Here is an 18,276-nt window from a genome sequence, read left to right as displayed (position 1 = left end):
CATGAAAGCTGCAGGGGAACCGGGTTTTGCTTACCAGGCTGTCTATCGCTACCTGATGCGATTGATGGCGGAGCCGGCCGGCGACGGCAATCTCAGACTGCCTTCGTTGCGTCAGTTGGCAGATCGTCTGAACGTATCGATCTCGACCATTCAATACGCTTATTCGTTGCTGGAGAAGGAAGGGCGGATCTACTCGGTTGCCAAGTCCGGCTACTACGTCCGGGCCGTTGTAGGGTTGACGCCCCCAGCCGTTGGCAATGATCTGCTCGAAACGGTCTACGTCAATGCGCGGCGCCCGGGGATGCGCTTACTGAGCGCCGAAGATCCGGTTTCGGTGCAATCGCTGGACAGCCCCTTGCTGCTGTTGGAGCGCGAATTGTTGCGTCAGTACCCGCGCCAGCCATCGTTGCTCGACCAGCCCTGCGGTGAACTGGAATTGCGCACCGTACTGGCGGCCCGTTACACCACCTCGCCGAGCCAATGCTGGCACGCCGAAGATGTCTACATCGGGGCGGACTTGCGTGGGGTACTGGAAATCCTGGTTGCCGTTCTACAACTCAGGCACGCAACCGTTCTGGTCGAGTCGCCCTGCGACTGGGTGATACTGCGGTTGCTGCAGGCTGCAGAGGTGCGCGTGATCGAGCTGCCGTTGCAGGCCTGCGGCGGCCTGGAGCCGCAATGGCTGGAAACACAGCTCAATACCGGGAATGTGCGGCTGGTGCTGCTGTCTTCGGGCTTGTGCATGCCGCGCGGTACGCAGGTTCCGGCGGATAACCGCATCACCATCGCCAGACTGCTGCGCGAGCATGGCACCTGGGTTCTGGAGAACGATTGTTACGGCGAACTTGGCGAAACAATGGATGGCGAGCGCTTGCGTGATCGGCTCGATCCCGACCGGCTGTTGGTCTTCTCCACATTCGAGAAAATCATTGGTATCGAAGCGCCTTACGGCTTCGTCTTGTCGCGACAATGGAAGAGCGAGATGCTGCGGCATTTTCTGATGCGATCATTCCGACTGTCGCCCATCCGCCAGAAGGCTATCGCCCGACTGTACCGAAATGGTCGGATCGACCAGCACCTGCAGGTACTTCGTCGGCTTCTGAAGGAGCGACGAACGCCAATGATCCACTTGCTGCGCGAACGCTTGGGCGATGCGTTGCAGGTTGTCGAACCGCAAGGCGGGGCGACTGTCTGGGTGCGTTCAGTGCGTCCGGTGGACATGCGCGATGTGTTTCAGCGCATGCTCAGGCAGCAGGTCCTGATTGCGCCGGGTGAACTGTTCAGCCTGCAGGGATTACACGGCCATCATCTGCGTTTGAGCCTGCTGGAGCAGGGTGAACACGGCCTGGTCGGGATCATCGGAATGCTGGGGGATGCGTTGCGCTTGGCGCCTCTGGAATGAACGTTGAAATCTGTCGGATAGATCCCGTCGCGCTGCGGTCAAACTGCCAGTAAACTGCGCTGTATTTCCTGGACCACTCTATCTCAGAGGTTTTGCATGACTATCAGTCCTTTTGCGGGCAAACCGGCACCGGCAGAATTGTTGGTCGATATCCCGCGACTGGTAACGGCTTATTACACCGGCCAACCGGATGCTTCGATTTCCACCCAACGCGTGGCGTTTGGTACGTCCGGGCACCGCGGCAGCTCCTTCGACTTGAGTTTCAATGAGTGGCACGTTCTGGCGATCAGCCAGGCGATCTGCTTGTATCGCGAGGCACAGGGCATCACTGGCCCGCTGTTCGTCGGCATCGATACCCATGCGCTGTCGACCCCGGCCGGGGCGAGCGCACTGGAAGTGCTGGCAGCCAACGGCGTGACCGTGATGATCGCCGAAGGTGACGAGTACACACCGACGCCGGCGATCTCGCACGCGATCCTCTGCTACAACCGTGGCCGCACCTCGGGGCTGGCCGATGGCATCGTCATCACGCCGTCGCACAACCCGCCGCAAAGCGGTGGCTACAAATACAACCCTACCAATGGCGGCCCGGCCGACACCCACATCACCAAGTGGATCGAAGCCAAGGCCAACGAACTGCTCGCCAACAAACTGGCCGGCGTCAAACGCGTCAGCTACGAGCAGGCGCTCAAGGCCAGCACCACCCACCGTCACGACTACCTCAACACTTACGTTGCTGACCTGATCAACGTGATCGACTTCGATGCCATCCGTGATGCCAAACTGCGTCTGGGTGTCGATCCACTGGGTGGGGCAGGGGTGCGCTACTGGTCGGCCATTGCCGAGCACTACCGTCTCGATCTGGAAGTGGTGAATAAACAGGTCGATTCGACCTTCCGCTTCATGACGGTCGATTGGGACGGTCAGATTCGTATGGACCCATCGTCAAGCCATGCCATGCAAGGTTTGATCGGCCTCAAGGAACGTTTCGACGTGGCATTCGCCTGCGATCCGGACCACGACCGCCACGGCATCGTTACCCCTTCGGGCGGTCTGCTGGCACCGAACAACTACCTTGCGGTGTCCATCGACTATCTGTTCCAGAACCGCCCACAATGGCGCGTCGATGCTGCCGTGGGTAAAACCGTGGTCAGCAGCGGCCTGATCGATCGCGTGGCCAAACGTCTGGGACGTCGCCTGTACGAAGTGCCGGTCGGCTTCAAATGGTTTGCCGATGGCCTGTTCGACGGTTCGCTGGGTTTCGGCGGTGAGGAGAGTGCGGGTGCGTCGTTCCTGCGCAAGGACGGCGGCGTGTGGAGCACCGACAAGGACGGTTTGATTCCAGCCCTGCTGGCGGCCGAAATGACCGCCCGCACCGGCCGTGATCCAAGCCAGGCTTATCGCGCACTGACCGATGAACTGGGCGAACCGTTCTCGGTACGCGTCGATGCCAAGGCCAACCCGGAGCAGAAGGCCCTGCTGAGCAAGCTGTCGCCGGCACAAGTGACATCGACCGAACTGGCAGGCGAGAAGATTCAGAGCATTCTCAGCCATGCCCCGGGCAACGATCAGGCCATTGGCGGCTTGAAAGTGATGACCGAAAACGGCTGGTTCGCTGCGCGTCCTTCGGGCACCGAAGACATCTACAAAATTTACGCCGAAAGCTTCATTGGCGACGACCACCTCAAGCAACTGGTGGCCGAAGCGCAGACCCTGGTGGATGGCGCTATTTCCACGAAATAGTGGCAATTACCTCGCCACAAGGTCGGCAAGGTCAATGTTAAAAAAGGGGTGATCCAATGGATCACCCCTTTTTCATGCCCGCAACTTAAGCCAGATCCACCAATACGATCTCGCTGTCCTCAATCGCGGTCACTGTCAGCACTTGCTCATGCGCCACCGCTACACCGTCTCGAGCTTGCGCGCGCAAGCCGTTGACTTCAATCACTCCGGTGGCCGGTACCAGATACGCCCGTCGCCCCGCATCCAGACGATACTCCGCCGTTTCGCCAGCCTTGATATTCGCCGCCACCAATCGTGCATCGGCGCGAATTCGCAGGCTCTGGTCGTCGCCGTCCTTGCCGCTGGCAAGCGTTACAAAACCTTCGCGCTGACCTTTTGGAAATGGTTTTGCACCCCAGGATGGCGGCGCGCCAGTTTCAGTCGGCAGAATCCAGATCTGAAAAATCCGGGTTTCGTGTGCTTCCAGGTTGTACTCGCTGTGCGCGATACCCGAACCAGCGCTCATGACCTGCACATCACCAGCCTCGGTGCGGCCCTTGTTGCCAAGATTGTCCTGGTGAGTAATTGCACCTTCACGCACGTAAGTGATGATTTCCATGTCACGGTGCGGGTGCTGCGGGAAGCCAGTGCCAGCGGCAATCACGTCATCGTTCCACACCCGCAGATTGCCCCAGTTCATGCGCTGCGGATCGTAGTACTCGGCGAACGAAAAGTGGTGATGGGCGTCCAGCCAGCCGTGATGAGCGCCGCCCAGCGTGTTGAAAGGTCTGAGTTCAAGCATGATCGTCTCCTCAAAAGGCTCGTCATGGGGCGCAACGCCTGAGCCACGAAGCGAGACCGTCGGTTAATGACGGGCATCATCCATCAGTCAACAATCGAGAAAAAGCGTAAAAAGTGCGGCATTCTCATCGAATCCACTGATGAAAAACCGGTTCGAAACGATCTCATCCGACTTTCAGTTCATCGCCTAAACCAATGACCTGTAAGCATTTAGCTAGAACTCGTTGGCAAATACCGCCACCATAGCCCCAACAGCCTCACACACTGGAGTCCCTCAGCGTGGCGCAACACACTCCCGATCTTCCTCCCGAACTCCGTCCCCTGGCCGAGATGCCTTGGTTCAAGCGTCTGGCCGCGCGCTTCTTCGGCCATGGCCTGACTCGTTTACGCGCGCAGCACCGCGCTTCATGGCTGCATGGCCAGGCCGACGGTTTTCGCAGTGGCCATACCGCTGGTGTCGAGTACGGTTTCAAAGAAGGCAAACTCGAAGGTCTGGAGGAAGGCCGGCAGGTCCTGTTGATCCGTGACAGTCGCAGCACCGAGCATCGTCCGCCGAGCGTCGATAACTATCTGTTCGACGACTGGCGTCTGCCACTCAGTGCCGAGCTGAAGAAGCGCATGAAGGCCGATGTTGCACGCCTTTTGCCCGAGCATGCCCAGCCAAGTGCTGCGCAATGGAAAATGATCTTCAGTGATACACCTTCAACGTCCGTGATCGCCGGTGCCGGTGCTGGCAAGTCGACGACGCTGGTGCTGCGCATTCTGTTGCTCACGCACTACCTGGGTTTTGAGCTGGATTCGATGACGGTGGTGACCTTCACCCGCGAGTCGCGCAAGGACTTCATCAACAAGCTGATCGAGTTGTTCGCGCTCTGGGGCCAGGCGTTGAGCCTCAAGCAGGCGCGGGAACTGGTGCGCACCTTCCACTCGCGAATTTTGCCGATGGTTCGCAGCCTGCCGGGATTCGAGCGCTTGCAAGCATTCGAGAACCTCAACGATCGGCCACAAGGCGCTGACGAAGAGGTCGACAGCAGCCCGTTCGATCTGCGGATCAACGACGCTCAGCGTCGGCAACTCAACGCCTGTTATCACCGCTTGTTTAATGAAGACGAGCGTTTCCGCCAGTTGATTCAACCGTTGGCCAAGGCTGGTTTGCAGCTCAGGGAGCTGGAGCGCGATCACCCGGATGTGCAAAAGCGCATGGCGGTGACCGAATTGGCAGCCAAACGCGATGAAGAACTGTGCGACGCCATCGAAGACTTGTGGTTTCGCGCCGCAGCGTGGCCGATCAAAGGCATTGAGCCGAACCGGCAGACCTTCGAGATCAACGGTTCGACCTTTCATTGCCATGGCTACATTCCCAGCCTTGATGCCTGGGTGGTACTCGGCTTCGATCCCCGGGAAAACCCGCAGATTTGCCGGCCCAATGCCAAGCTCAGCGTGCGCGCCGAGTGGGCGGTAAAGCGCACACTGTTTCAAGCTTTCTGTCGTAAGCCATTGATTTGGCTAGATAGTTACGAATCCTCAAAGCGGGTTCTGGCGACGCTGGCGGCTGACGCCAGCGCCGGTCCAGGCTTCGATTACAAGGTCAAGGGCGAGCTGGCGTCGGCGCCATTGCTGGATTGTTTTGTCGCGGCGGCAGGCTTCATCGAAAACCTCGGGCTGGATGTGCCGGAGGCGGTCGGGCGCATGAGTTTTGCCAAGGACGACCCGGACCGGTTCTTCTTTGAGGCGCTGAGTCTGTTCTGGCGTGCGCTGGAGGATCATCTGCTCGATCAGAAACCGCCGGTGATGACTTACAACCGGATGTTTGCCCTGTTCAGCGAGCATTCGCCGGAGAACCTCAAGCTGTTGGGCTACGAATTGCTGCGGCCCATGGCGCATTTGATGATCGACGAATTTCAAGACGTCTCGCCACAGATCGTCTCGTGGATCCGGGCCAGTCTCGGGGAAATCCGCAGTCGCGGACCGGCCATGCACGTCGGGCGGGGTGCCCAGCGCTCGTCGTTGCTGTGTGTGGGTGACGACTGGCAGTCGATCTACGGCTGGCGTGGCAGTTCGCCGAGTTACTTCATGGAGTTCAACAAGGAATTCCCGTCACCGAGCACCACGCGCGTGATGCTCAGCGATAACTACCGCAGCCATCAGTACATCATCGATGCGGCCGAACACATTGTGCGCGCCGCGCCGGCGATCCCCGGCAAGAAAGCCAAGGCCAGCGGTGCAGCCAGGCCGGTGCAACCGGTAAACGTGCTGGAACGCGATGATCAGGCCATGGGGCAACGCCTTGCCGAGCACTACAATCGCGGCGATTCAATCTTGATGCTTTATCGAAAAAGTGGCGATAAGTCATTGATAGAACAACATATTCAGCCTGTTCTTAATGTTGATTCAAACTTGCCGTACGAAGCGCGACGCCTGAAACAGCTGACTTACCACAGCGCCAAAGGCCTGCAGGCAGATGCCGTGTTCCTGCTCGGCGACTGCCAGCACTTGACCAGTTCGCCTTACAAGAATCAGGTGTACCGCATGGCCGGCCTGGGCAAGGCTGGCGACAACGAGCCGTACGACACCGCGCAAAAGGACGAAATTCTGCGCCTGGCCTACGTTGGGATTACCCGGGCGGTCAGCCATTGTTATTGGTACGTCGAGCCGCAGGACGCCCAGGCGGTGAACATGCCAAGGGCGTCTGACAGGGTTGTCCAAGGCAAGGCGTTCTTTGCCGATCACCGCGTCAAAGTGCCAGTCGCGTAACTGTCACGCACAAAAAAGCCCGCCATCATTGGCGGGCTTTTTCATGTAAAACAACAGCTTATGCGTAACTCTTGAGAGACTCTGGAGGAATGAAAGCCTCCAGTTCGTCTTCCACGGCTTCGATAATTCGTTCGACATCGGCCGCGTTCATCACCGTGGCACAAGGAATGCCGGCAATGGCGATCATGGTTTCACCGCTGGCACGATCGAACAGACGGGCAATCATGCTGCCCGGCGCATCCATCGTCGCTTCGAAACCCATGGGGTGAAAGTGCCAGCGCATCAACTGGCACGCGTTGGGGAACGTGACTTTACTGGAACCTTTATTCATGTGTAGCCCGCCTTCATCATCGAGCGCTTCCTTTTGCTCATGCTAGGTGGGAAGAGCCTTCATTGGCTCAACCGGTCAGTGACGTTAAAAGTAGCATCCGGATGTGAATTTTCCGTGAGATTTTTCAGTTCATTTTGCGATTGCTGCGCATTTTTTGATGTAAGTCACGCCCGTGCCCGTCATCGCCAAAAGGCCAGCATGGTTTAGCCGTTGATCGAGATGCCGAACTTGGGCAAGCTCGGTTCTTTTGCGCCGAGCCCTTTATGCACGCCGACGATGACGGCCCCGAACAGACCCCGGCCACGGCCGCCACGGTCATGCGCTATCACCTGAGCTGGAAACACCGCGATCTGGACAGCGTCATGGCGTTGTATCACCCGCACGTCCAGTACAACGATTTCTTTCAGAACCGCGTGCTCGGCCTCGACGAGTTGCGCGAGTACGTGCGCGTCAGCATGCCGCGAGAATCCGACGAAGCGCTGGAGCATTGTGACCGGATCCGCGTAGACGGCAACACGGCGTTCATTCAGTACGAAGTGACCCTGCGCGGTGGCGACGGGCTGGTGTCTTTCCGTTCCAGTGAGGCCATAACGGTCAAGGACGGTTTGATCTGGCGGGTCAACGAGTACGCCTCACTGGTGCGCGCGCAAACCCAGGGAGCCGCCGCTCCCAGTCAGCGCCCGGCAGTCAGTCGCCTGGGGTTATCACCCCGCCAGTTGAGCTTCATGGCTGAAGACCTGCAGCAATACTTCGAGCGGCAGCAGCCGTACCTCGATCCGGAGCTGGACCTGCAACGGGTGGCGAAGGAGTGCGGGTACAGCCGCAATCAGATTTCCTACTTGCTCAATCAGGTGCTGGGCCAGAGCTTCTACCGCTACGTCAACCAGGCCCGCCTGCAACATTTGCTCAAGTCGCTGGACCTCGCCACGCCGCCCCTACGCATCGACGAGCTGGCATTCGCGGCGGGATTCAACTCGCTGTCGGCGTTCTACAGCTGTTTCCGCCAGCACACCGGCCAGTCACCCAAGGCCTACGCCAAACAAATTTCTTTGCGGGCACGCGCGCAAGACATCCGCTGAAGTCACGCACTAGGATCGACGCCATCGAAGTTTTCAGTGGCGGAGTCTTGCATGCCGGCGTGGCGCACTATCAGTTTGTGGATGGATCAACTCGACGAGCCGCTCACCGCGCGGCCGGCGCTGGAACAGGATCTGGATGTCGACGTGGCGATCATCGGCGCCGGTTACACGGGGCTGTGGACCGCGTACTACCTGAAAAAACTCGCGCCGGGGCTGGATATTGCCATCGTCGAGGCGCAGACCGCCGGTTTTGGTGCCTCCGGGCGCAATGGCGGCTGGCTGATGGGCAATTTGCTGGGCGAGGATCGCCTGCTCGCCGGGCTCTCGCCGCAGCAGCGTCGCGCTTCGTTTGATCTGCTGCACAGCATTCCCGATGAGGTGGAAGTCGTTCTCGAACGTGAGGGTATCGACTGCGATTACCGCAAAGGTGGGGTGCTGTACTGCGCCGCCCGCTACCCGGAGCAGGAAGCCAGCCTGCGCGAATACCTCGACAAATTGCACGCCCAAGGCCTGACCGAAGACGATTACCGCTGGCTGAGCCCCGAGCAACTGGCGCAGCAGATTCGCGTCGCCAAGCCCTATGGCGGGATCTACGCGCCGCACGTGGCGACCATTCATCCGGCGAAGCTGGTGCGCAGTCTGGCGCGTACCGTGCAGAACATGGGCGTGAAAATCTACGAAAACAGCCCGGTCACGCACTGGCAGTCCGGCAGTTTGCGCACGGCCAAGGCCAGCGTGCGCAGTCGCTGGATCGTGCCCGCTGTCGAAGGCTATTCAGTCACGCTGCCGCCGTTGGGTCGCTATCAGTTACCGGTGCAAAGCCTGATTGTTGCCACCGAGCCATTGTCGGCCGCCACCTGGGATGAAATCGGCCTCAACCGTGGCCAGGCCTTCAGCGAGTTCAGCCGTCAGGTCACCTATGGCCAGCGCAGTGCCGACAATCGCCTGATCTTCGGTGCCCGCGGTGGTTATCAGTTTGCCGGCAAGCTGCGCCACAACTTCGATCTGACCCGCGATGAAGTAGAACTGCGCCGCTATCTGTTCGGCGAACTGTTCCCACAACTGAAAAACGTGCAGATCACGCACGCCTGGGGCGGCAACCTCGGCATGTCCCGGCACTTCAAGCCGCACATGCTCTGCGATCGCGCCAACGGTATTGCGTTGTCCGGTGGTTATGGCGGGGAGGGTGTAGGTGCCAGCAACCTGGGCGGTCGCACACTGGCCGATCTGATTCTGGAGCGCGATACCGAGCTGGTTCAGCAGCCGTGGGTGCTGCCGGACGGCGGTATTCATGCGCTGCGCGCCTGGGAGCCGGAGCCGTGTCGCTGGCTTGGCTACAACGCGATCATCAAAAGCTTCGTCCATGAAGACCAGACCCTGGCCAACCCGGCCACCGCACCGTGGCGGCGCAAGCTTGCCAGTCAGGTGGCGGGCTTCATGGAAGGTTTCATGCACTAACCGCCGTTTTCTTCAAAAGACAGGTCCCACCATGAGCATTACACAGTTCAAGAACACCGCCACCCTGCAACTGGACGAATCCAGCCCGGTGGCCGTGCCACTCGGCGAGCCGGTCGCCATTGCCTCGACCACCAGTGTCGAGCGCGACGACGGCGTCGAAACCGGCGTCTGGGAATGCACCCCGGGGCGCTGGCGCCGGCAGATCACCGCGCAGGAGTTCTGTCACTTCATCTCCGGCCGTTGCATGTTCACCCCGGACAACGGCGGCGAAACCCTGCACATACAAGGTGGCGACGCATTGATGTTGCCGGCCAACACGCTCGGCATCTGGGACATCCAGGAGACCGTGCGCAAGACCTACGTCCTGATTTTCTGACGCTTTGATCCTTTGATTGCCTGCCAACAAAAAAAACAGCCCACACAGGAATCGACCCATGATCCGAAAGACCCTCGCACTGGCACCCTTGATGTTCGCCGTCTCCCTTGCTCAGGCCGCGGATACGGTGAAGATTTACAACTGGTCCGACTACATCGCGCCGGACACCACGAAAAACTTCGAGAAAGACACCGGCATCGGCGTCACCTATGACGTCTACGACAGCAACGAAACCCTCGACGGCAAGTTGATGACCGGCAAATCCGGTTACGACGTGGTGTTCCCGTCCAACCACTTCATGGCCCGACAGATCCAGGGCGGGGCGTTGAAGAAGCTCGACAAGAGCCAGTTGCCGAACTGGAAGAACCTCAACCCGGTGTTGCTCAAGGCCTTGCAGGTCAACGACCCGAACAACGAGCACGGCTTCCCGTACCTGTGGGGCAGCACCGGGATCGGCTACAACATCGCCAAAGTCAAAGCGGTGCTGGGTGACAACGCCCCGGTGGACTCGTGGGACCTGATCTTCAAGCCCGAATACATGGAGAAACTGCAGAAGTGCGGCGTAGCCATCCTCGACAATGGCCCGGAATTGCTGCCGGCGGCGCTCAATTATCTGGGCTTGCCGCCGCACAGCAAGAACCCCGAGGACTACAAGAAGGCTGAGGCGCTGCTGATGAAAGTGCGGCCGTATGTCAGCTACTTCCACTCCTCGAAGTACACCAGCGATCTGGCCAACGGTGATATCTGCGTCGCTGTCGGTTTTTCCGGCGACATCCTGCAGGCGGAAAACCGCGCCAAGGAAGCGAAGAACGGCATCGACATCGGTTACGCGATTCCCAAGGAGGGTGCGGCGATCTGGTTCGACATGGTCGCCATGCCGGCCGATGCGCCGGACGAGAAGGCCGGTTACGCGTTCATGAACTATCTGCTGCGCCCAGACGTGATGGCCGGCATCAGCAATTACGTGCACTACGCCAACGGCAATCAGCAGGCTGACGGCCTGATCGACCCGGCGATCAAGGGCGACACCAAGGTCTACCCGAGCCCGGAGATGATGGGCAAGCTGTTTGCGCTGGAAGCGATGCCGCTAAACATCGACCGGATTCGTACGCGGGTGTGGAACAAGATCCGGACCGGCAGCTGAAATTTTCAACACACACAAAACCCGTGGGAGCGAGCCTGCTCGCGAAGCGTTCAGCCATTCAACAGGTTGTTGTCTGCGCGGACGGCTTCGCGAACAGGCTCGCTCCCACATGAGTCATGTAGCGTCCGAAATTACTTTAATTGATTGATATCAATACACTGGCATTGCACTAATAGAGTGCAGGAAAGTGAGACGCGTCTAACAAAAAACAACTTACCGATATTTAATATTTAAATAGAAAATCGTCAGACAATTGGACCTGACGTAACCCGCTTAAACATTCTTTTGCCCCCGCAGGCTTTGTTTACGGCAGTTTGCCGGAACAGTTCAATTTGACCTCAAAAAAACGCTAGACGACAGATTTCAAATTGTGTCAGGTTTCTGATGCCTTCATTGGGCGAGTGATAGGACGATCTCGCCAGGGATTGTCGCTATCTGACAAAAACTGTTCCATTGCTAAACAAGGAAGTGTGTTTATGTCGAAAGTAAAAGCTAACGCTATTGATATCACCGCAGACACATTCGTGCCTGTCGGCGCAGTGCAATCTCTGGCTGCAACCAGCTCCGCCTGGAACCAGATCAATAGCTTCAGCCATCAGTACGACCGTGGCGGCAACCTCACGGTCAATGGCAAACCCTCCTTCTCGGTGGATCAAGCCGCCACACAACTGTTGCGAGACGGTGCTTCCTGGCACGATCTCGACAACAGCGGCAAGATCGAACTGACCTACACCTTTCTGACCGCCAAAACCGCTAACTTCAGCGGCCTGGGTGTCACCGGTTTCAGTCAGTTCAGTGCCCTGCAAAAAGCCCAGTCTGTGCTTGCCATGCAATCCTGGGCTGATGTTGCCAACGTTACGTTCACCGAAGCTGCCCGCGGCGGCGATGGCCACATGACGTTCGGTAACTACAGCGGCGGCCAGGAAGGCGCAGCGGCGTTTGCTTTCCTGCCAGGCACCGAGCCAGGCTATGACGGTCAGTCCTGGTACCTGACCGGCAGTGGATACGACGTCAACAAAACCCCGGGGCTGAACAACTACGGGCGTCAAACCCTGACGCACGAAATCGGTCACACCCTGGGCCTGTCACACCCTGGTGACTACAACGCCGGCGAAGGCAACCCGACCTACAAGGATGCTTCCTACGGGCAAGACACCCGCGGTTACAGCCTTATGAGTTACTGGAGCGAAAGCAATACCAGCCAGAACTTCAGCAAGGGCGGCGTGGAAGCCTATTCCTCTGGCCCGCTGATGGATGACATCGCTGCCATCCAGAAGCTCTACGGCGCCAACATGAACACCCGTACCGGTGACACCACCTACGGCTTCAACTCCAACGCCGGTCGCGATTTCCTCAGCGCCTCGTCGTCGAGCGACAAGCTGGTGTTCTCGGTGTGGGATGCGGGCGGCAAGGACACCTTCGACTTCTCGGGTTTCACCCAGAACCAGAAGATCAACCTCAATGAAGCCTCGTTCTCTGACGTTGGCGGCATGATCGGCAACGTGTCCATCGCCAAGGGCGTCACCATCGAAAACGCCATCGGCGGCTCGGGCAATGACCTGCTGATTGGCAACAGTGCGTCCAACGAGCTGAAAGGCGGTGCCGGCAACGACATCATCTATGGCGCCGGTGGTGCGGACAAACTGTGGGGCGGCTCGGGTTCGGACACGTTTGTGTTCGCGGCCAGTTCCGACTCCAAGCCGGGTGCGATCGATCAGATCCTCGATTTCGTCAGCGGTCTGGACAAAATCGACCTGAGCGCCATCACCAACGGTGCAGGCCTGCACTTCGTCAACAGCTTCACCGGTGCAGCCGGTGACGCGATCCTGACGTCGTCGGGCGGCAACAGCCTGTTGTCGGTGGACTTCTCCGGGCACGGCGTGGCGGACTTCCAGGTCAGCACCGTTGGCCAGGCAGCCACCAGCGACATCGTGGCGTGATGTGAACAGGAAAGCGGCGCTTGATGCGCCGCTTTCTTTACTTGCATCCATTTGGCCGCTGGGCAAGGCTACGTGCCGGAGCGAATTTTCTCATGATCTGCAAAGCTTTTACCTACAAGGCAATGGCGTGGCTTTCGGCGGCGTTCATCACGATTTCTGGAGAAACAACCATGGCAAGCAGCCTCAGACTCGAAGATCCATCGGTTTTTGCCGGGCAGTGGCAGGCCGTTCTGACCGCACCTGACGACGTCCCGCAAGCGCAGTCCTTGCAGGACAAGCCATCGAATACGTGCCTGATCGATCTCGAACCCAACCAGACGCTGGGCAAAGGCGCTGAATGCCTGGGGGCGTGGCTGGAGCAAACGCCGATCGGCTGGTTTCCCGACCCGGACGGCCTGTCGATTACTGGCAAGGAAGGTTCAAGAATCCAGTTTTTCAGCCGACAACGTGACGGGCTTTATCTGAGTACTTTGAAGTCGGGCCTGGTGATTACGCTCGAGCGCAACGCGCACAAGCCGTGAGTATCAGCAACGACTGACAGTTGAATATAAGGTGCCACGTTGCAGTTATAAGCGTCACGCCAATACAACGAATAACCGGTTGTATAACGGAAGTTGTGATTGAAGTGCCAATGCAAAGTTGCAAGCGATATTCCGGCATGCGCACGGATAATTAATAGAAGCGCCTCGCCAAAGAATGGCGGGGAAATTATTTCAGGAATAATCAATGAAGATGGCGAAGGCCCCAGCCACCGCTCCCTTATTCAAGGCTTTGGGTGACTATAAAAGCATTCTGATCAGCGTCGGGTGCTTTACCGCACTGATTAACGTGCTGATGCTGGTGCCCTCCATTTATATGCTGCAGGTCTACGACCGCGTGCTGTCTTCGCAGAACGAAACCACCTTGGCGATGCTGTCCTTGATGGTGGTCGGGTTCTTTGCGTTCATCGGCATGCTGGAAGTGATCCGCAGCTTCATCGTGATCCGCATCGGCAGCCAGTTGGAGCGCCGCTTCAACCTGCGGGTCTATCAGGCGGCGTTCGAGCGCAACCTGTTCAAGGGCGAGGGCAACGCCGGGCAGTCGCTGGGCGACCTGACCCACATCCGCCAGTTTGTCACCGGGCCAGCGCTGTTCGCGTTTTTCGATGCGCCGTGGTTCCCGGTCTATCTGTTCGTCATCTACCTGTTCAACGTCTGGCTGGGTGTGCTGGCCACGGCCGGTGCGCTGTTGCTGATTGCGCTGGCGTGCCTCAACGAATACATGACCAAGAAGCCGCTGGGCGAAGCCGCCGGTTTCTCGCAGAAATCCAGTCAACTGGCGACCAGCCACCTGCACAACGCCGAAACCATTCAGGCCATGGGCATGCTGGGTGCGCTGCGCAAGCGCTGGTTTGGTGTGCACTCGCGGTTTCTCGGCCTGCAGAACCAGGCCAGCGACACCGGTGCGGTGATCAGTTCGATCAGTAAAACCCTGCGTCTGTGCCTGCAATCTCTGGTGCTGGGCCTGGGTGCCTTGTTGGTGATCAAGGGCGACATGACCGCCGGCATGATGATCGCCGGCTCGATCCTGATGGGCCGCGTGCTGAGCCCGATCGACCAGTTGATCGCAGTGTGGAAACAGTGGAGCGGGGCTAAGCTGGCCTACCGTCGTCTGGACTCCTTGCTGCAGGCGTTCCCGCCGAGTGACGACGCCATGGCGTTGCCGGCGCCGAAAGGCCAGATCACCTTTGAACAGGTCAGTGCCGGCCCTCCGGGTCAGCGCGCGGCAACCTTGCAGATGATCAATTTCAATCTGGGCGCCGGCGAAGTGCTCGGCGTGCTCGGTGCCTCCGGTTCCGGCAAGTCGACCCTGGCCCGCGTGCTGGTCGGCGTGTGGCCGACCTTCGGTGGCACGGTGCGCCTGGACGGCGCCGACATCCATCGCTGGAACCGCGACGAGCTCGGCCCGTATGTTGGCTACCTGCCACAAGACATCGAACTGTTCAGCGGCAGCATCGCTGAGAACATTGCCCGCTTCAGCGAGGCCAATCCGGAAAAAGTCGTGGCCGCCGCGCAACAGGCCGGCGTACACGAAATGATTCTGCGCTTGCCGCAGGGCTACGACACGCAACTGGGCGAGGACGGCAGCGGCCTGTCTGGCGGTCAGAAACAGCGTGTGGCCCTGGCCCGCGCGATGTATGGCGATCCAAGCCTGGTGGTGCTCGATGAGCCGAACTCCAACCTCGACACCGTTGGTGAAGCGGCATTGGCCAGCGCCATCGCCCAACTCAAGGCCAAAGGCACCACGGTGGTTCTGGTGACACATCGCTCTTCGGTATTGGCCCAGGCTGACAAGCTGCTGGTGCTCAACGACGGGCGTTTGCAGGCGTTCGGCGCCAGTCAGGAAGTCCTCAAGGCGCTGTCTGGCGCCCAGGAACAGCAACGGGAAAAATCTGCGCAGGCACCGGGCGGGCTCAGCATGAGCCGGCAGTACCAGCCCACGACAAGGAATTCGGGTGTATGAGCAGCGCCAGCATGAATACTGAAAACGAAGCGAGCATGGAACACGCGTATGTCACCGAGCGCCCGGAGCGCGATGCGAAATTTTTCGCACGCATGGGCTGGATTCTGGCCATCGTCGGCGCCGGCAGCTTTTTCACCTGGGCCGCACTGGCGCCACTGGATCAGGGCATTCCGGTGCAGGGCACTGTGGTGGTGTCGGGCAAACGCAAAGCCGTGCAGTCGATGAGCAGCGGTGTGGTCAGCCGGATCCTGGTGCGCGAAGGCGAGATCGTCAAACAGGGCCAACCGCTGTTCCGTCTCGACCAGACGCAAGTGGCTGCCGATGTGCAATCGCTGCAGGCGCAATACCGCATGGCCTGGGCCAGCCTCGCGCGCTGGCAGGCCGAGCGCGACAACCTCAAAGAGATCACCTTTCCTGCCGAGCTGAGCAACGATCCGGATCCGCGTCTGGCCCTGGTGCTTGAAGGCCAGCGCCAACTATTCAGCAGCCGCCGCGAAGCGTTCTACCGCGAACAGGCCGGCCTGCGTGCAAGCATCGAAGGCGCCACGTCGCAACTCGCCGGCATGCGTCGCGCGCGCACCGACCTCAATGCCCAGGCCGATTCCCTGCAGCAGCAACTGAGCAACCTGCAGCCGCTGGCGGACAACGGCTACATCCCGCGCAACCGCTTGATGGAGTACCAGCGTCAGCTCTCGCAAGTGCAGCAGCAACTGGCGGAAAACACCGGTGAAAGCGGCCGTGTGGAGCAGGGCATTCTCGAATCGCGCCTGAAGCTGCAACAGCATGGCGAGGAGTACCAGAAGGAAGTGCGCACGCAACTGGCCGACGCGCAGCTCAAAAGCGTGACCCTGTCCGAGCAACTGACTTCGGCCGGTTTCGACCTGCAGCACAGCGAGATCGTCGCTACCGCCGACGGCGTGGCGGTCAACCTCGGCGTGCACACCGAAGGCGCTGTGGTGCGGCAGGGCGAAACCCTGCTGGAGATTGTCCCGCAAGGCACCACGCTGGAAGTGGAGGGGCATTTGCCGATCAACCTGATCGACAAGGTCGGCACGCATTTGCCGGTGGACATCCTCTTTACCGCGTTCAACCAGAGCAAAACCCCGCGCGTGCCGGGTGAGGTCAGCCTGATTTCCGCCGACCAGATGGTCGACGAGAAAACCGGCGTGCCGTACTACGTGCTGCGCAGCAGCGTCAGTGATCAGGCGATGGAGAAACTCCACGGCCTGGTGATCAAGCCCGGTATGCCGGCGGAGATGTTCGTGCGCACTGGCGAACGTTCGCTGCTCAACTACCTGTTCAAACCGTTGCTCGATCGGGCCGGCTCCGCGTTGACCGAAGAATAAGGATGTTCGGCTGTATGAATAAGCTTTCGATGTTGGGAGCAGCGTTCGCGCTGCTCGCAGGAAACAGCGCGCTGGCGGCCATGGGGCCATTCGAGATCTACGAGCAGGCATTGCGCAACGACCCGGTGTTCCTTGGCGCAATCAAGGAGCGCGACGCGGGTCTGGAAAACCGCATCATCGGCCGCGCCGGGTTGTTGCCGAAGCTGGGTTACAACTACAACCGCGGTCACAACACCTCGAAGGCCACGCAACTGACCAAACGCGGCAACCTGACCGAAGACCGTAACTACAACAGCTACGGTTCGTCCCTGACCCTGCAGCAACCGCTGCTCGACTACGAAGCCTACGCGGCGTATCGCAAAGGCGTGGCGCAGTCGTTGTTTGCCGACGAGGCGTTTCGCGGCAAGAGTCAGGAGCTGCTGGTGCGGGTGTTGGATAACTACACCAAGGCCTTGTTCGCGCAGGATCAGATCGACATCGCTCAGGCCAAGAAGAAAGCCTACGAGCAGCAGTTCCAGCAGAACGAGCACATGTTCAAGCAGGGTGAGGGCACGCGCACCGACATTCTCGAAGCCGAGTCGCGCTATGAACTGGCGACGGCCGAGGAAATCGAGGCGCGCAACGAACAGGACGCCGCGCTGCGTGAGCTGGGTGCGCTGGTGGGTGTGCCGACGGTGGACATCAGTGAGCTGGCGCCGCTGGATCAGAACTTCCAGACCTTCGCGCTGATGCCGGCCAACTACGACACCTGGCACGAACTGGCGATCAGCAACAACCCGAATCTGGCTTCGCAACGTCAGGCGGTGGAAGTGGCGCGCTACGAAGTGGAGCGCAACCGCGCCGGGCACCTGCCGAAAGTCAGTGCCTACGCCTCGATTCGCCAGACTGAATCGGACAGCGGCAACACCTATAACCAGCGGTACGACACCAACACCATTGGCTTTGAAGTCAACGTGCCGCTGTATGCCGGTGGCGGGGTCTCGGCCTCGACCCGTCAGGCCAGTCGCACCATGGAGCAGGCCGAATACGAACTCGACGGCAAGACCCGCGAGACCTTGATCGAGCTGCGCCGCCAGTTCAGCGCCTGCCTGTCGGGCGTCAACAAACTGCGTGCTTATCAGAAGGCACTGACCTCGGCTGAAGCGCTGGTGGTGTCGACCAAGCAAAGTATTCTTGGCGGTGAGCGGACCAATCTGGATGCACTGAACGCCGAACAACAACTGTTCACCACCCGCCGCGATCTGGCACAGGCACGCTACGACTACTTGATGGCCTGGACCAAGCTGCATTACTACGCGGGGACGTTGAACGAACAGGACCTGGCGCGGGTGGATGAGGCCTTCGGACAAGGCCCGAAAAGCAACACGAACTAAGGTCTTGCACTGACCTGTGTTGATTCCTGGGTGATCGGCTTAACAACT

The 18,276-nt window shown here is 59.4% G+C and carries 14 protein-coding genes; 12 read left to right on the top strand and 2 right to left on the bottom strand.

Going from position 1 to position 18,276, the window contains the following annotated elements:
• Nucleotide 1 precedes the first annotated feature (1 nt).
• Complete coding sequence (locus AC1UK9_RS14635) at nt 2–1,402, top strand: aminotransferase-like domain-containing protein (protein ID WP_473015825.1); 1,401 nt, start codon at nt 2–4, stop codon at nt 1,400–1,402.
• Nucleotides 1,403–1,498: 96 nt separating this feature from the next.
• The gene (gene pgm / locus AC1UK9_RS14630; RefSeq protein ID WP_482577783.1) at nt 1,499–3,145 is read left to right on the top strand and encodes a phosphoglucomutase (alpha-D-glucose-1,6-bisphosphate-dependent); all 1,647 of its coding nucleotides are present in this window, start codon (nt 1,499–1,501) and stop codon (nt 3,143–3,145) included.
• An 85-nt stretch (nt 3,146–3,230) separates the two neighbouring features.
• Here the strand turns inward: pgm and AC1UK9_RS14625 are convergent, their stop codons facing one another.
• A complete protein-coding gene (locus tag AC1UK9_RS14625; protein ID WP_473015823.1) occupies nt 3,231–3,926 on the bottom strand; it encodes a pirin family protein in 696 nt (231 codons plus the stop codon).
• Between the two features lie 278 nt (nt 3,927–4,204).
• On the opposite strand from AC1UK9_RS14625, the gene AC1UK9_RS14620 reads away from it, so the two are divergent.
• Nucleotides 4,205–6,679 carry a UvrD-helicase domain-containing protein gene (locus AC1UK9_RS14620; RefSeq protein ID WP_482577781.1) on the top strand — a complete coding sequence of 825 codons (2,475 nt, stop codon included), beginning with the start codon at nt 4,205–4,207 and terminating at the stop codon, nt 6,677–6,679.
• Between the two features lie 58 nt (nt 6,680–6,737).
• Here AC1UK9_RS14620 and AC1UK9_RS14615 read toward each other — a convergent pair whose 3' ends face one another.
• A complete protein-coding gene (locus AC1UK9_RS14615) occupies nt 6,738–7,010 on the bottom strand; it encodes a DUF1652 domain-containing protein (RefSeq protein ID WP_025109621.1) in 273 nt (90 codons plus the stop codon).
• A 263-nt stretch (nt 7,011–7,273) separates the two neighbouring features.
• Between AC1UK9_RS14615 and AC1UK9_RS14610 the strand changes: the two genes are divergently transcribed.
• The 9 genes from AC1UK9_RS14610 (at nt 7,274) to AC1UK9_RS14570 (ending at nt 18,228) form a co-directional block, all read left to right on the top strand.
• Complete coding sequence (locus AC1UK9_RS14610; RefSeq protein ID WP_025109622.1) at nt 7,274–8,089, top strand: helix-turn-helix domain-containing protein; 816 nt, start codon at nt 7,274–7,276, stop codon at nt 8,087–8,089.
• A 51-nt stretch (nt 8,090–8,140) separates the two neighbouring features.
• The gene (locus AC1UK9_RS14605; RefSeq protein WP_482577779.1) at nt 8,141–9,547 is read left to right on the top strand and encodes an NAD(P)/FAD-dependent oxidoreductase; all 1,407 of its coding nucleotides are present in this window, start codon (nt 8,141–8,143) and stop codon (nt 9,545–9,547) included.
• A gap of 31 nt (nt 9,548–9,578) precedes the next feature.
• Nucleotides 9,579–9,923 carry a cupin domain-containing protein gene (locus tag AC1UK9_RS14600; RefSeq protein ID WP_482577777.1) on the top strand — a complete coding sequence of 115 codons (345 nt, stop codon included), beginning with the start codon at nt 9,579–9,581 and terminating at the stop codon, nt 9,921–9,923.
• 58 nt (nt 9,924–9,981) lie between these two features.
• Nucleotides 9,982–11,067, top strand: a complete 1,086-nt coding sequence (locus AC1UK9_RS14595; protein WP_025109625.1) for a polyamine ABC transporter substrate-binding protein — start codon at nt 9,982–9,984, stop codon at nt 11,065–11,067.
• A 476-nt stretch (nt 11,068–11,543) separates the two neighbouring features.
• On the top strand, nt 11,544–13,007 hold the full coding sequence (locus AC1UK9_RS14590; protein ID WP_482577776.1) for a serralysin family metalloprotease: 1,464 nt from the start codon (nt 11,544–11,546) through the stop codon (nt 13,005–13,007).
• Nucleotides 13,008–13,099: 92 nt separating this feature from the next.
• Nucleotides 13,100–13,528, top strand: coding sequence for an AprI/Inh family metalloprotease inhibitor (locus AC1UK9_RS14585; RefSeq protein ID WP_473015997.1), 429 nt, complete (start codon nt 13,100–13,102; stop codon nt 13,526–13,528).
• A 205-nt stretch (nt 13,529–13,733) separates the two neighbouring features.
• Nucleotides 13,734–15,509, top strand: coding sequence for a type I secretion system permease/ATPase (locus AC1UK9_RS14580; protein WP_025109628.1), 1,776 nt, complete (start codon nt 13,734–13,736; stop codon nt 15,507–15,509).
• On the top strand, nt 15,506–16,855 hold the full coding sequence (locus tag AC1UK9_RS14575; RefSeq protein WP_473015818.1) for an HlyD family type I secretion periplasmic adaptor subunit: 1,350 nt from the start codon (nt 15,506–15,508) through the stop codon (nt 16,853–16,855). The genes AC1UK9_RS14580 and AC1UK9_RS14575 overlap by 4 nt, the downstream gene beginning before the upstream one ends.
• Before the next feature lie 2 nt (nt 16,856–16,857).
• Entirely contained in the window at nt 16,858–18,228 is a 1,371-nt protein-coding gene (locus AC1UK9_RS14570) for a TolC family outer membrane protein (RefSeq protein WP_025109630.1), read from the top strand.
• Nucleotides 18,229–18,276: the final 48 nt, after the last annotated feature.

This window comes from Pseudomonas sp. AK-TSAG1-1, assembly GCF_056821665.1.
The sequence above is the reverse complement of the archived record's forward strand: the minus strand, read 5'-3'. Positions and strand labels throughout refer to the sequence as shown.